Origin of the sequence: Afipia sp. GAS231 (genome assembly GCF_900103365.1) — a bacterium.
Taxonomy (GTDB): Bacteria; Pseudomonadota; Alphaproteobacteria; order Rhizobiales; family Xanthobacteraceae; genus Bradyrhizobium.
In genome coordinates, this window is record NZ_LT629703.1 from 5512335 (window position 1) to 5527023 (window position 14689).

General features: G+C 64.0%; 11 protein-coding genes. 10 read left to right on the plus strand and 1 reads right to left on the minus strand.

The features are described from left to right. Positions 1-45: 45 nt before the first annotated feature. Genes BLS26_RS26110 through BLS26_RS26135 form a run of 6 tightly spaced genes read left to right on the plus strand, consistent with a single transcriptional unit; the run spans position 46 to position 8440 of the window. Positions 46-1113 (plus strand): ABC transporter substrate-binding protein, encoded by a 1068-nt coding sequence (locus BLS26_RS26110; protein WP_157676591.1) that lies wholly within the window; start codon positions 46-48, stop codon positions 1111-1113. Between the two features lie 29 nt (positions 1114-1142). Beyond that, on the plus strand, positions 1143-2885 hold the full coding sequence (locus BLS26_RS26115; RefSeq protein ID WP_172804702.1) for an iron ABC transporter permease: 1743 nt from the start codon (positions 1143-1145) through the stop codon (positions 2883-2885). 18 nt (positions 2886-2903) lie between these two features. Next, positions 2904-3998, plus strand: a complete 1095-nt coding sequence (locus BLS26_RS26120; RefSeq protein WP_092515438.1) for an ABC transporter ATP-binding protein — start codon at positions 2904-2906, stop codon at positions 3996-3998. Beyond that, positions 3988-5421 (plus strand): MmgE/PrpD family protein, encoded by a 1434-nt coding sequence (locus BLS26_RS26125; RefSeq protein ID WP_157676592.1) that lies wholly within the window; start codon positions 3988-3990, stop codon positions 5419-5421. The genes BLS26_RS26120 and BLS26_RS26125 overlap by 11 nt, the downstream gene beginning before the upstream one ends. Next, positions 5418-6902, plus strand: a complete 1485-nt coding sequence (tcuA, locus tag BLS26_RS26130; protein WP_092515440.1) for an FAD-dependent tricarballylate dehydrogenase TcuA — start codon at positions 5418-5420, stop codon at positions 6900-6902. Before BLS26_RS26125 ends, tcuA begins: the two co-directional genes overlap by 4 nt. A 23-nt stretch (positions 6903-6925) precedes the next feature. Further along, complete coding sequence (locus tag BLS26_RS26135; RefSeq protein WP_092515441.1) at positions 6926-8440, plus strand: MmgE/PrpD family protein; 1515 nt, start codon at positions 6926-6928, stop codon at positions 8438-8440. A gap of 98 nt (positions 8441-8538) precedes the next feature. Here BLS26_RS26135 and BLS26_RS26140 read toward each other — a convergent pair whose 3' ends face one another. Continuing rightward, positions 8539-9423, minus strand: a complete 885-nt coding sequence (locus BLS26_RS26140) for an NAD(P)-dependent oxidoreductase (RefSeq protein WP_092515442.1) — start codon at positions 9421-9423, stop codon at positions 8539-8541. 288 nt (positions 9424-9711) lie between these two features. On the opposite strand from BLS26_RS26140, the gene BLS26_RS26145 reads away from it, so the two are divergent. The 4 genes from BLS26_RS26145 to BLS26_RS26160 are packed head-to-tail and all read left to right on the plus strand — an operon-like array spanning position 9712 to position 14652. After that, entirely contained in the window at positions 9712-10704 is a 993-nt protein-coding gene (locus BLS26_RS26145; protein WP_092515443.1) for an NAD-dependent epimerase/dehydratase family protein, read from the plus strand. A gap of 20 nt (positions 10705-10724) precedes the next feature. Continuing rightward, entirely contained in the window at positions 10725-11516 is a 792-nt protein-coding gene (locus BLS26_RS26150) for an N-acyl homoserine lactonase family protein (RefSeq protein ID WP_092518585.1), read from the plus strand. 17 nt (positions 11517-11533) lie between these two features. Then, complete coding sequence (locus tag BLS26_RS26155; RefSeq protein WP_092515444.1) at positions 11534-12679, plus strand: 2-methylaconitate cis-trans isomerase PrpF family protein; 1146 nt, start codon at positions 11534-11536, stop codon at positions 12677-12679. Between the two features lie 29 nt (positions 12680-12708). Further along, positions 12709-14652, plus strand: coding sequence for an FAD-dependent oxidoreductase (locus BLS26_RS26160; RefSeq protein ID WP_092515445.1), 1944 nt, complete (start codon positions 12709-12711; stop codon positions 14650-14652). Positions 14653-14689 lie beyond the last annotated feature (37 nt).

Consider the following 14689-nt stretch of genomic DNA (forward strand, 5'->3'; position numbering starts at 1 on the left):
CAAAACAAGACGCGGCCAAGCCGCGCAAAAACAGGGAAACTGCCCATGACGAGAACCGGCGATCGCGACATCACGCGCCGTACTGTCCTCACCAGCATCAGTGCCGCATTGGCGCTAGGCGCGCTGGCGCCATCACGTGCGATGGTCGCCGCCGAAGACTGGCCGGCGGTGCAGGCCGCGGCACTGAAAGAAGGCAAGCTCAGCTTCTATCACAACCTGCGCCCGCAAGGCGTTGAGCAGTTGATGATCGAATTCCGAAAGGCCAACCCCGGCATCCAGACCGAACAGATCCGGCTCGGCAGCGCACCGCTGATCGAACGCTTCTCGACCGAATTCAACGCCGGCCGCAATCTCGCCGACGCGATGCTGACCTTCCCCGACGATGCCATGTTCGCCGGCGTCGACAAGGCGGGCTGGGCGGCCGAATGGACCCCGCCGGAACTCGCCGCCTTCAACCAAGACGTCAATCACGGCAACAAGATCTTCGCCGTCCATACCTCCCGCAACGTCATTATTTATAACAAGCAGCGGGTGAAGCCGTCAGATGCGCCGAAGGAATGGACCGATCTCTGGGATCCGAAGTGGAAGGGCAAGGTCGCCATGGATCCGCCCTGGCGCTCGATCGCCGTGCAGGGTCTGGTCGCTTTCTGGGTCAAGAACGGTATTCCGGATGCGGCACAAAAGCTGAAGGCCAACGACATCAGGTTCTTCGAGGGGTCGGCCGGCGTGTTTCAGGCCGTGCTGCGCGGCGACGTGATGGTGGCGACGCTCGCTGATCTGCCGCTCGAGCCCGGCCTCGAGGATGGCGCGCCGATCGGCTTCGTCTATCCGAAATCCGGCACCGCCACCAACAGCGGCTACGTCATGGTGAGCGGCCGCGCGCCGCATCCCAACGCCGGCAAGGTCTTCGTCAACTGGCTCTTGAGCGCGCCGGGGCAACTGGTGCTGCAGGAACAGGGCGGCTTGCCCGTTACCCGACCCGGCGTGGCGCCGACCAAATTCATCCCGCCGACCTCGGCGCTATCGAACGCGGTCGACTCGCTGACGATCGTCTCCGGGCCCGAGCAGAACAAGACCATCGACGTGTGGCGTGAAACCTTCGGCATTCGTTGAGGCTCATGTCGATTTTGCAGAGTTCACAGTTGGATCAGGGTGAAGGTCGCTTCGGGCTGGAAGCGTCCTCCGCGCGCGTACGTCCATCCGCCGTCAAGCGCGCGGCGGCGCATGACGGCGTGTTGACCGGGCTCTATGTGATCGTCTTTGCGATCGTGGCGTTTCTGGCGCTGGTTCCGCTCGCGGCGCTGGTGATCGGCAGCCTGCGCGACACTTCGCCGGGCATGCCCGGCCAGTGGACCTTGGCGAACTGGATTAACCTGGCTTCGCCCGGTGTCGTCGAGACCTTGCTGACGACGCTGGAAGTCGCGGGGCTGAGCACCTTGTTCGCGATGGTGATGGGCACGGCGCTGGCGCTGGTGATCCATCGTACTGACTTCCGCTGGCCGAGCACGATGACGGGATTGCTGGGGCTCAGCTTCTATTTCCCGTCGTTCATTCTGGCGATGGCCTGGATCGTGATCGGTTCGCCCGGTGGCGTCATCAATGATCTCCTGCGCCTGCTCAATATCGAATCCGTTTCGGTCGATATCTACAGCGCCGCCGGCATCGTCTTCGTCATGGTGCTGCATCAGGTGCCGTTCGTCTATCTGACGATCCGCGGGCCGATCATGGGCATGGACCCGAGCTACGAGGAGGCCGCCCGCACGGCGGGCGCTTCGCCGTGGCGGATGTTGCGCAGCGTCACGCTGCCGATGCTGTCCTATGCGCTCGCTTCCAGTGCCCTGCTGTGTCTGGTGCTGACCCTGGAGCAGTTCGGCATCCCCGTGCTGATCGGCGTTCCCGGCCACGTCACGGTTCTGGCCACGCAAATTTATCTGCTGTGCCGGTTTCCGCCGACGGCCTACGGGCTTGCGGCCGCGATCGGCCTGACGCTTGCGGCGATTACCGGCATTGCCATCCTGCTGCAGCGGCGGCTGGCGCGTGGCGGACGCTCAGTGGTGACGACCGGCAAGGCCGGCAAGATCACGCCGATCCCGCTCGGCGTCTGGCGCTGGCCGGTCAATCTGATCTGCGGTTTCTATATTGCGGTCAGTCTGGTGCTGCCTGGCCTGATCCTGCTCTACACCTCGCTGATCAAGTTCTTTACCGCCAATCCGTTCGACGCCGCCTTCACCTTCCGCAATTATATTTACATCTGGAATTCGGAAGAAACCCAGCGGGCGATCTTCAACACCGTGATCGTGTCCGGCGGCGGCGCGCTGGTCGGTGTCGTGCTCGGCATTGCCTGCAGCTATTTCACCGTGCGGCTGCGTCCGACCGGATACCGCGTGCTTGATGCGCTGGTCATGCTCCCGTTCGGCGTGCCCGGCATCGTGCTTGGTCTCGGCCTGTTGTGGGCCTACGCCTACCTGCCGCTGCCGCTCTACGGCACGCTGACCCTGATCGTGCTGGCCTATGTCACGCGCTTTTTGCCCTACGCGACCGAAACGTCCGGCGCGCGCTTCGTGCAGCTCGACCGCAGCCTCGAGGAAGCGGCCTGGACCGCGGGCGCGAGCCGTTTGTCCGGCGTCTGGCGCATCCTGATGCCGCTCAGCCTGCCGTCGCTGCAGAGCAGCTACTTCCTGCTGTTCATGGCGTTCTTCCGCGAAATCTCCGCCACGATCCTGATCTTCACCGCCTCGACCTCGGTGCTGTCGGTTTCGATCTGGTCGTCGTTCGAACAGGCCAATTGGGGGCTCGCGAGCGCGCTCTCGATCCTCGCGATGATCCTGATGGTCGCCATGATGTCCTTGCTGCTCTGGGCCATGCCCGGCGCGCGCAGGCGATAGAGAAGGGAATAATCTGCGATGGGTATCGCCGTCCGCAACCTCGTCAAATCCTATGGCGCCTTCACCGTCATCTACTCGATATCGTTCGACGTGGCCGACGGCGAGTTCGTCACGCTGCTCGGGCCCTCCGGCTGCGGCAAGACCACCACATTGCGATGCATTGCAGGCCTGGAAACCCCGACCGGCGGCAGCATCGCCATCAACGGCGAGACGGTTTCCGATCCGGCCGCCAACCTGTTCGTGCCGCCGCACGAGCGCGATCTCGGCATGGTGTTCCAGTCCTATGCGGTTTGGCCGCATCTGACGGTCGCGGAGAACGTCGCATTTCCGCTCACCGTGAAAGGCGAGCGCGACGTCGCCGCCGGCGTCAACTGGGCGCTCGACATCGTCGGCATGGGCAAGCTCGCCAAGCGCCGTCCTTCCGAATTGTCAGGAGGACAACAGCAGCGCGTGGCGCTGGCGCGGGCGATCGCGGCGCGCCCGCGATTGCTGCTGTTCGATGAGCCGCTGTCGAACCTCGACGCCCGCCTGCGCGATCGCACCCGGCTGGAGATCAGCCGGATCCAGCGCGAATTGAACGTGCCCGCGCTGTACGTGACGCACGACCAGACCGAGGCGCTGTCGATGTCCGACCGCGTCATCGTGATGGATTCAGGCCGGATCGTGCAGGAAGGCACGCCGCGCGATCTGTACCAGCAGCCGGTCAATCGCTTCGTTGCCGACTTCATCGGCAACGCCAATTTCCTGCATGTGCAGCGTGTTGGCCGCGGGTGGCAACTGGAAAATGGCTCGCCGGTCGAGGTCGATCCGGCCACCGACCGCGACGACGGCCGCTCCAAGATTGCATTGTTGCGTCCCGAGGCGATCCGGCTCGACGAAACGTCGGCGGCGGCGATTGCCGGACAGAACCGGCTAACCGGTCACGTCGTCAGCGGCATGTATCTCGGTCCGCATGTCGAATACATCGTCGAGGTCGGCGCCGACCGTCTGCGCGCCTATTCGCGCAGCGCACTCGCACCCGGCAGCCCCGCCATTCTTTCGTTCGATGCCCGCGACTGTCGTCTCGTCGACGATGTGGCTCAAACCGAAGCGAGATTGCGGCATGCTGGATAAGACGTCCGTCTCATCAGCGGCCACCAAGCCGGCCCGAACGCTGGCCGAGTTTGCCGCCGGCTTGAAGTTCGAAGATATCCCGGCGCCGGTGCTGCATCGCGCCGAGCTTTTGATCCTCGACGCGTTGGGCTGCGGCCTCGCTTCCAATGCCTACGGTTTTGCCGATGTCGCGGTTGCTGGCGCCACGGCGCTGGGCGGTGAGGGGACGTGCAGCGTGATCGGCCGCGATGTCCGCTTGCCGGTGCGGGACGCGGCGCTTGCCAACGGCATGCTGATCCACGGCCTCGACTTCGACGACACCCACCTCAACAGCATCATTCACGCCACCGCGGCCTGTCTTCCCTGTGCGCTGACCTTCGGCGAATCCCGCGGCATCGACGGCAAGACGTTACTGGTTGCCTACGCCGCCGGGATGGAGACCGCGATCCGCGTCGGCGCCGCGGTCAAGGGCGGCTTCCACCATGCGGGCTTTCATGCCACCGGGCTGGTCGCGCATTTCAGTTCGGCGGTGGTGGCCGCGCGCATTCTCGGCCTGTCGGCCGACGGCATCGTCGCCGCGCAAGGCATCGCCGCCAGCACCGCCTCGGGCGTCCAGGTGTTCCTTGAGGAAGGCGCGTGGACCAAGCGCATGCATCCCGGCTGGGCCGCAGTCGCCGGCATCACCGCTGCGGTTCTGGCGCAACAAGGCTTCAAGGCCCCGACGCGTCCCTATGAAGGTCGCTTCGGCTTCTTCGACACGCATATCCAGCATTCGCCGGCGCCGATCGATCTCAACGCCGAGCTCACGAGTCTCGGTAAGGTCTGGGAATTGGCCGAGACCGCGATCAAGCCTTATCCGGTCTGCCATTTCATCCACGGCTGTGCGGACGCCGCGATCGAACTGCATGCCGGGGTCAACCCTGCCGACATTGCCAGCGTAGAGGCCTATCTGCCGCGCGATACCATGCCGATCGTGGCCGAACCGGCCGCCGCCAAGACCCGGCCGACCAACGAATATGAAGCGAAGTTCAGCGCCCAGTTCGTTATTGCTACCTGCCTCATCAAGGGTGCGTTCGGTCTCGCCGACCTGATGCCGGCCGCCCTGGCGGATCCGGTGGTGCTGGACCTGACGCAGCGCGTCACCTGCGCCGTCGATCCGGACTCGGCTTTCCCGACCTTCTTCTCCGGCGGTGTCCGCGTGACGCTGAAGGATGGCCGCAGCTTCTTTAGGCATATCCGCGTCAACAGCGGCGCGGGCGAGCGCGCGCTGGATGAGGCCGCGGTTTCGAAGAAATTTCGCGCTTCCGCCACCTTGTCGATCCCGCTGGTTCAAGCCGAACGCATTCGCGAGGCTGTGCTGAAGCTCGAAACCCATTCCGCCACCGAGATCGCGGCCTTGCTGCGATCCACAACAAGCCAGTCAATCAGGAGAGCGAAGTTATGAGTACGTATGATGTCATCGTGGTCGGCGCCGGTAACGCGGCATTGGCTGCCGCCGTTTCCGCCAAGGAGAACGGCGCCGAGCGCGTCGTGGTGATCGAGAAGGCGCCGCGGGAGATGCGCGGCGGCAATACCCATTGGAGCGGCGGCGTGCTGCGCTTTGCCTTCGACGATCCGCGCGAGATCGGCGAGCTGTTGCCTGACGTCGAGGAAGAGTTCGAAAACTTCTACGACGGCATTTCGCCCTATCCGAAGGAAGACTTTCACGGCGACTTGATGCGCGTCACCAGCGGGCGCACCGATCCGGTGCTGTCGAAATTGCTGGTGCATAATTCGTTCGACACCGTGAAGTGGATGAAGAAGGTCGGCGGCATCAAGATGGAGCCGGCGATCACGCTGTCCGCGGTCAAGAAGGACAACGTCATGGTGTGGGCGCGCGGCCTGGTGGTGCGCGCCGAGCATGAGGGCGTCGGCCTGTCGCGAAGCTGGTTCGCTACCGCCGAGAAGCTCGGTATCGAAATTCGCTACGGCACCGCGGCGGTCGAGCTTCTGATCGGTGACGACGGCAGGGTCAATGGTGTCAAGGTGCGCGACGACGACGGCATGTCGGTCTTGAACGCCCGTTCGATCGTGCTCGGCTGCGGCGGCTTCGAGGCCAACGTGCAGATGCGCACCCAGCATATCGGTCCGCTGGTCGGCGCCGCCAAGGTGCGGGGAACGCCGCACAACCAGGGCGACGGCTTGCGGATGGCGATGAATGTTGGCGCCATGCCGTGGGGACAGTGGAGCGGCTGCCACGCCACGCCGATCAGCGCCGACTGGGGTGAGTTTGCCCCGCGCGAACTGACCGATCGCAGCAACCGGCTGAGCTACGTCTACGGCATCATGCTCAACCGCAAGGGCAAGCGGTTTGTCGACGAAGGCGAGGATGGCGCGCTGTTCACCTATGCCAAGTTCGGCCGCGCGATTCTCGCCGAGCCCGGCGCCAAGGCCTGGCAGATCTTCGACTCCCGCGTGGTCCATCTGCTGGAGCCGCGTTACCAGACCAGCAAGCCGATTACCGCCAACACACTGGAAGACCTGATCGACCAGCTCGACTTCGACGACAAGGCGCAGGCTTTGAAGACTGTCGACGAATACAATGCCCATGCCCGCGAGATGGACGACGGCTTCGATCCGACCAGGAAGGACGGTCTCTCCAGCAAGGGGCTCGATCTGGAGAAAACCAACTGGGCGCTGAAAGTGGCCAAGCCACCGTTCTATGCCTACAGCGCCACCGGCGGCATCACCTTTACCTTCGGCGGCCTGAAGGTGAACGAGACCGCGCAGGTGATCGGCACCGACTGGCGTCCGATCAAGGGGTTGTTCTGCTGCGGCGAAATGGTCGGCGGCCTGTTCTACGACAACTATCCGGCCGGCACCGGTCTCGTCTCGGGCGCGACCTTCGGGCGGATCGCCGGGCGTAGCGCGGCGGCAGCCGACTAAGGCGAAGAAACGGGAGAAGCAACATGAGCGACGCATCTTCGGCATCGGTAAAATCAAATCCGGCAATTGCGCCGAGCGAGCCTTCCGGGATCACGCTGCTCCAGACCCTGGCGCAGCATGTTCTCGCCTTTGACAAGCGTCAGCTCACCAAGGGCGCGATCGCACAGGCGAGGACATGTATCCTCGATGCGATCGGCGTGACCTTGGCGGGGTATCCGGAACCCTGCACGCAGATCCTGCTCAAGACCCCGGGCGTAGCTACAGCGCCCGGGCCTTCGCTGATCTTCGGCTCGGCGCGGCGCACCAGTGCGCTCGATGCGGCGTTGATCAACGGCACCGCGTCGCATGCGCTCGATTTCGACGATTTCAGCGGCATCATGGGCGGCCATCATTCGGTGCCGCTGGTCTCGACGCTGCTGGCATTGGCGGAGGAGCGCGGCGGAACCGGCCAGGATATCGTGGCGGCCTATGTGATCGGCGTCGAAGTCGAGATCAGGCTCGCACGCGCCGTCAATTTCCACCACTACGACAAGGGCTGGCACCCGACCGCTACGCTCGGCGTCTTCGGCGCTGCGGCGGCTGCGTGTCATCTGATCAAGCTCGATCATGCCAAGACCACGATGGCGCTGTGTATCGCAGCGTCGCTGGCGAGCGGACTGAAGGCGAATTTCGGCACCATGACCAAGCCGCTGCATATCGGCCAGTGCTGCCGCAACGGTCTGCTCGCAGCATTGCTGGCCGAAGGCGGCTTCGATGCCGCCACCGATGTCTTCGAGCATGCGCAAGGCTTTTTGAACGTCTTCAACGGTCCCGGCACCTTCGATACCGCAAAACTGTTCGAGAACTGGGGCCAGCCGTGGGAAATCGAGGCCAAGTCGATCGGGCTCAAGCAATTTCCCTGCTGTGGCAGTACCCATCCCGCCATCAACATGGCGCTGAATTTACGTCGCGAGGAGAAGATCGAGGCCGCCGATATCGCGCGTATCGAAGTGATGCCGCATGGCCGGCGGCTGCGCCATACCAACACGCCGCATCCGCAGACGCCGCTGGAAGCCAAGTTCAGCGTTCAATACGTCGTCGCACGCGCGCTTCGCTATGGCGTGCTGCGCCTGAAGGATTTCGAGGGCGACGCGCATTTCGATCCCGAGATCGTGCGGCTGCTGGACCTGACAACGGCCAGTCCGCACCCCGATATGGCTGATGATGCCGAGCACCAGTGGGGCGCGGAGGTGATCGTGACAATGAAGGACGGCAGGCGGCTGGCGCGGCGGATCGACAATCTCGTCGGCCGCGGCGGCGATAACCCGATGAGCAGCAGCGAATTGTGGGACAAGTTCAGCGATTGCGCAGCCCGCAGCCTGCCACGCGAGCAGATCGCGCCGCTGTTCGAGCGGCTCGAGACCTTCGAAAAGATCACCGAGGTCGCGCAAGTCACGCGGCTATTGGAAGTCAGCGAGTTGCACAAGGCGCCAGCCAAGAAGGTCGTGTTCGCACCCCGCGGCGCGCAGGAGGCTCCCGAAACGACCTGGGTGCCCTGACGGGACAATGAATTGCCGCGCCCGGGATGTGTCCGCGGCGCGGCGTTCGAACTGGATTACTGTAAATCGATCGCGGCCTTTCCCAGCAAGGCCGCACGTCAGCTCTTCGGCTTGGCCCAGTTCTGGTACATCGCCAGCAGCGAGACGATGTCCTGGCCGCGAAAGCCTTCGGCCAGCGCCAGCGCATACATCTCGCGGGTCGCGGATGCGGATGGCGTCGGCATCTTGGTCATGCGCCCGAGTTCGACGCCGAGCGCGAGATCCTTTTCGCCGAGCTCCATCTTGAACCCCGGCGAGAAGTCGCCCTTGAGCGCGTTCGGGAAACGCTTGGTGAAATGATGCGAGCGACCGCCGCTCACCGACAGCACGTCGTAGAGTTTTTCCGGCTCGACGCCGGCGGCGACGCCGAGCGCGAACGCTTCGGCTGCGACCAGCACGTTGCCCATCGACATCATGTTGTTGACGATCTTGACGACCTTGGCGGTGCCGACGCCGCCGGTGTACTTCCACTCGTTGCCGAGCAGCTTCAGGATCGGTTCGGCGCGCTCGACGTCGGCCTTGTCGCCGCCGGCGATCAGGATCAGCTTGCCGGCGCGCGCCTCATTGGGGCTGCCGCTGACCGGGCAGTCGACCACCGCGATGCCGCGCGCAGCAGCGGCCTCGGCGGCTTGACGCATCGTTTGCGGATCGATGGTCGAGAGCTCGATGCACAGCGTGCCCTTGGCGGCATGCGCGACGATCCCCTCGGCGCCGAGCCAGGCTTCCGTCACCGCCTTGGGGTCGGGCAGGCTGGTCAGTACGATCGAACGGCCTGCGAGCGCCTCGGCGATGCTCGACGTCATTCGAAAGCCTTCCTTGGTGAGACGGGCGCGCTGTTCGGCATTGACGTCATAGCCGACGACATCGAGGTTGGACTCCCGCAGCCGCCCGGCCATCCCGGATCCCATCTGCCCCATTCCGATGACCGCGACCTTCTCAGACATTGTTTTTCTCCCGTTCCTGATTGTTCAAGGCCGTGTCGGCCCGCGAGGCCTGTTCGTCGGCACCCTCTATACAGACACGGCCGCCGTTAAGCGACGCCGCAGCCCCGCTGGCCGCGCAACGGCGTGCGCCTATGCCGCATAATGAAAACTGTAGACAGTTTGAGAGGGTGGCGATACGGTCTGCGGGTATGATGTCCGCAGCGCGGATATCATCGATGGCAGTCCGTCCCGCGGGCTAGCAGTTTGCCGCGAGCTGCGGCGTTGTTTGCGAAAGAGTTGTGAGCCTCCATGAAGATCGCCGAAGGGAAGTTTGTCGTCACCGGAGGCGCCAGCCTGATCGGTTCGCACGTCGCGGAACAGTTGCTGAGCCAGGGTGCGCGCGAAGTCGTACTGCTCGACAATTTTTCACTGGGCAATCCGGAGACGGTCAAGTCGTTGCTCGGCAATCCCCGCGTCAAGCTGTTGCGCGGCGACATCCTGCGCATCAACGAGCTCTATGATGCCTTTGAAGGTTGCGACGGCGTGTTCGCGATCGCCGGCTTCCTGACGCTGCCGCTCAGCCAGAACCCGAGCCTGGGCCTCGCCGTCAATGTCGAGGGCCAGGTCAATATCTTCGAGGCGTGCCGCTACCGCAACGTCAAGAAGGTGGTGTTCTCGTCGTCGGTCGCGGTCTACGGCGATCCGGCCCCGGGCTTGGTCGACGAACAGGCACCGGCGCAGCTCTCTAGCTTCCAGCCCGCGGCCGCGTTGTATGCCTGCACCAAGCTGATCGGCGAAAATCTCAGCAAGCTCTACAGCGCCAAGCACGGCATCCAGGCGATCGGGCTGCGATACTCGACCGTCTACGGCGAGCGCCAGCACTATCGCGGCGTCAACGCGCTCTACATCATGGAAAACTATGACCGCATCGCGCGCGGCGAAGCGCCTGTTATCACCGGCGACGGCAGCGAGGTGCACGACTACATCCATGTCGCCGACGTCGCGCGGGCAAATGTCATGGCGATGGCCTCCGACGTGACCGCGGAGAGTTTCAACGTGGTGACGGGCGTTGCCACCTCGCTCAATCGCCTGGTCGAAATCCTGCTGTCGATTACCGGTAGCTCGCTCAAACCGGTGTTCAAGGCCGGCGGCGGCAGCGTGCGATCGAGTGTGACCGATCAGCTCGATTTCAGCCGGGCCAAGATCGAGAAGATGCTGGGATGGGTGCCGGAAGTCTCCATCGAGGAGGGCATTCGCCGGCTTCTCGAATGGCGCAAGGCGCAGGACAAGGCCGTCAGCTAGCCACCGGAACGGAGCGCACCATGTCGGAATACGAAATTCTCGCGATCCGTTACGCCCACAACGCCGAGCGTAAAACGGCGGAGAATTTTCTCGGCGGCGACCCGCATGACGGTCCGATGCCGATGGATTTCTTCGTCTGGGTGCTGAAGGGTGGCGGCCAGACCATTGTGATCGACACCGGTTTCGATGCCAACATGGCCAAGCGGCGCGCGCGAAAACTGACGCGGCCGGTGGCCGAAGGTTTGAAGGCCGCGGGAATCGAAGCTGCCGGCGTCAAGGACGTGATCCTGACCCACATGCATTACGACCACGCCGGCAACCATGACCTGTTTCCGAACGCGAAATATCACGTTCAGGACCGCGAGATGGAATACTGCACCGGCCGCTGCATGTGCCATTCCACTTTGCGTCATCCGTTCGAGGCGGAAGACGTCACCGCGATGGTGCAAAAACTGTTTCAGGGTCGCGTCGCCTTCCACGACGGTTCGAGCGAAATCGCCGATGGCGTGTCGGTTCATCTGGTCGGCGGTCATTCGCGCGGCCTGCAGTTCGTGCGGGTCCGGACCCGACGCGGCTGGGTCGTGGTCGCCTCCGACGCCTCGCATTATTATGCGAATTTCGAACAGTACCGGCCGTTTCCGGTCGTCGTCGACGTCAGCGAGACGCTCGAAGGGTATGACGCGATGCGGCGCATGGCGACGTCGCTGTCCCATATCGTGCCCGGCCACGACCCGCTCGTGCTACAACGCTATCCGGCGCAGCCGGGTGGCCCTGCGGATATCATCCGCCTCGATGCCGAGCCGTTGAAATAAGGGACGGGAGAACCTCCATGGCAAATGCTCGACTTCGTGCGGTGTTCATGCGGGGCGGCACTTCCAAGGCGGTGATGTTCCGGAAGGAAGACCTGCCCGCCAAACCTGCGGATTGGGATCCGATCTTCCTGCAGGTGATGGGCTCGCCCGACCCGAACGGCCGCCAGCTCGACGGCATGGGCGGCGGCATTTCCTCGCTGTCGAAGATCTGTATCATCGGCCCGCCGAGCCGGCCGGACGCCGATGTCGACTACACCTTCGCGCAGATCGGCGTCCGCGACACTTTTGTTGATTACGGCGCCAATTGCGGCAACATGTCTTCGGCGGTCGGGCCGTTTGCGCTCGACGAAGGGCTGGTCACGGGTCCCGCCAATGGCGAAGCTACCGTCCGCATTCACAACACCAACACGTCAAAAATCATCGTCGCCCGCTTTCCGGTCGAGCAGGGCGCGCTCGCGGCCACCGGCGAAATGGAAATCGATGGCGTCGGCGGCAAGGCTGCGCCGATCCGGCTGGAGTTTCTCGAACCGGGTGGCGCGCGGACCGGCAAGCTGTTGCCGACCGGGTGCGCCGTCGACGAGTTCGACATCGAAGGGCTCGGGATCGTCAAGGCGTCCTGCGTCGATGCCGCCAACCCCTGCGTTTTCGTCGAGGCAAGCGCGGTTGGGCAATCCGGTGATGAATTGCCTGACGCGCTCGACCACGATGCGGTTTTTCTGCAGCGGATGGAAGCGATCCGCTGCGCGGCATCGGTGAAGATGGGGATTGCGCCCGATCTCGAACAGGCCAAGCGCATGACCGGCATTCCCAAGGTCGCAATGGTGTCGGGTCCGCGCGCCGGGCGAACGCTGTCCGGCCGCGAACTCAGGGCTGCCGATGCCGACATCTGGGTACGCATGATCTCGGTCGGCCAGCCGCATCGCGCCACGCCGATCACCGGCGCGATCTGCCTCTCGGTCGCGACCCGCATCCCCGGCAGCATTCCCGCGCAGTTGAGCAACGCGACCGGCCCGATCCGGATTGCGCATCCGTCCGGCGTTACGCTGGTCGATGCCGGGGTTTCGCTTTCCGCCGCCGGCGCCGCCAAGGCTGATTACGGCGCGGTCTACCGCAGCGCCCGCCGGCTGTTCGAGGGCAATGTCGTCTATCGAACGCCCGAATAGTCCGTCTCCATAGACTGGTGAGTGTGCCGATGTTTCCGAAACTGTTTGCGCCGGGCAAGATCGGCTCGCTGGAATTGCCGAACCGGGTCGTGTTCGCGGCCACCAGTTCGGAGCTTGCGGACAAGGACGGTTTTGTCGGCGACGATCTCGTCGAATACTACGCCGAGCGGGCCCGCGGCGGCACCGGGCTGATCGTGGTCGAAGCCACCTATATCGAACAGGAAGGCAAACGGCTGCACCACAATGCGATGCTGCATGACGATTGCTTCATTCCCGGTCTGCGCAAGGTGGTGCAGGCGGCCCATGCGGAGGGCGCCAAGATGGCGCTGCAGCTCAACCACGGTGGCCGCGAATCCATCCCTGATGTCTCGGGCTCGGTGCCGCTGGCGCCGTCGCCGATTCCTTCGCAGTTCACCGGCGTCGGCGATGCCGTGATACCGAAGGAACTGACGGTCGGCGAGATCGACCGCATCGTCGAACGGTTTGCGGAAGCGGCGCGGCGTTCGCGCGACGCGGGTTTTGATGCCGTCGAACTCCATGGTGCACACGGCTATCTGATCGGAGAGTTTCTGTCGCCGGATTCGAACAAGCGCGAGGACGAGTACGGCGGCAGCGTGCGGGGCCGCGCCTATTTTGGCGTGCGGCTGATCGAGGCGATCAAGGCCAAGCTCGGCGCGGACTATCCCGTCATCGTTCGCATGAACGGCCGGGATCACGTCCAGCACGGCCTCGAACTCGCCGACGCCATCGAGATGGCCGTCATGTTCGAGGCGGCCGGTGCCGATTCGATCAGCGTGTCCGGCGGCGTGCACGCGTCGCGTCCTTACATGGTCGTACCGGGCATGTCGGTCGATCGCGGCTGCTACGTGAGCTACGGCGATGCGATCCGAAAGCGGGTCAAGGTCCCGGTGATGGTGGTCGGGCGCATCAATACGCCTGAATTGGCCGAGCAGATCCTCGAAGACGGGCAGGCGGATTTCATCTGCCTGAGCCGGGCTCTGATCGCCGATCCCTTCTTTCCGGCCAAGGCCAAAGCCGGCCGGGTCGAGACGATCGCGCCCTGCATCGCCTGCAACGAGTGCATCGCCACGGTTCACCGCCACAAAGGTCTGGCCTGCACCGTCAACCCGATGGTGAGCCGGGAGCTGGAGTTGAAGCCGCTGCTCGCGCTCAGGCCGGTGTCGAGGCGCGTCGTCGTGATCGGCAGCGGTGCGGCCGGACTGTCCGCTGCCGTGACGGCGGCCCGGCGCGGACACGATGTCCATCTGTTCGAAAAGGAAGCCGTGGTCGGCGGGCAGCTTTTGCTGGCGCATCAGCCGCCGCATCGCGGTGAGATCCGGAATGCATTGCGCTACTTCACCGCCGAACTCGTGCGCCTCGGTATTCCCGTCAGTCTCAACCGGTCGTTTTCGGCCGATGATGCGCGCGCGCTGAAGCCCGAAGCGATCATCGTGGCGACCGGCGCTTCGCCGATTCAGCCCGACGTTCCGGGCGCCGATCTGCCCCATGTCCTGAGCGGGTGGCGGGTGATTGCCGGCCTCGAACAGGCGGGCCAGACCTGTGTCGTCGTCGGTGGCGGCCTGGTCGGCATCGAGGTGGCGGATTATCTGGCGGACCAGGGCAAGAAGGTCATCATGATCGTGCGCTCGGAAATGCTGAAGAAGGCTGTTCATGCCGACCGCGTCTACTATCTTGACCGGATCACCGAACTGAACATCGAAGTTCTGGCGAATATGGAGTTGCTCGCGGTCGGTCCGGACTGGGTCGAAATCAAGCCAGTGGGCCGCGTGCGGCGCACGCTGCACGACATCGACAATGTGATCTTCTGCACTGGATACGTTTCGCGGAAGATCGAAACCGATAGCCTGCATGGGCTCGGAATTCCCCTACATTATGCTGGCGATGTCGGCGGCCCGAGAAAATTCTTCCAGGCCATCGAGGAGGGGACGCTCACGGCACTGCGGATCGCTTAACTGTAGACAGTTGATGGAACAGGTATTTCTGCGATTG

Coding starts and splice junctions, on each gene's coding strand:
- BLS26_RS26110 (WP_157676591.1), top strand. CDS start 46: ATGACGAGAACCGGCGATCGCGACATCACGCGCCGTACTGTCCTCACC.
- BLS26_RS26120 (WP_092515438.1), top strand. CDS start 2,904: ATGGGTATCGCCGTCCGCAACCTCGTCAAATCCTATGGCGCCTTCACC.
- BLS26_RS26125 (WP_157676592.1), top strand. CDS start 3,988: ATGCTGGATAAGACGTCCGTCTCATCAGCGGCCACCAAGCCGGCCCGA.
- tcuA (WP_092515440.1), top strand. CDS start 5,418: ATGAGTACGTATGATGTCATCGTGGTCGGCGCCGGTAACGCGGCATTG.
- BLS26_RS26135 (WP_092515441.1), top strand. CDS start 6,926: ATGAGCGACGCATCTTCGGCATCGGTAAAATCAAATCCGGCAATTGCG.
- BLS26_RS26140 (WP_092515442.1), bottom strand. CDS start 9,423: ATGTCTGAGAAGGTCGCGGTCATCGGAATGGGGCAGATGGGATCCGGG.
- BLS26_RS26145 (WP_092515443.1), top strand. CDS start 9,712: ATGAAGATCGCCGAAGGGAAGTTTGTCGTCACCGGAGGCGCCAGCCTG.
- BLS26_RS26150 (WP_092518585.1), top strand. CDS start 10,725: ATGTCGGAATACGAAATTCTCGCGATCCGTTACGCCCACAACGCCGAG.
- BLS26_RS26155 (WP_092515444.1), top strand. CDS start 11,534: ATGGCAAATGCTCGACTTCGTGCGGTGTTCATGCGGGGCGGCACTTCC.
- BLS26_RS26160 (WP_092515445.1), top strand. CDS start 12,709: ATGTTTCCGAAACTGTTTGCGCCGGGCAAGATCGGCTCGCTGGAATTG.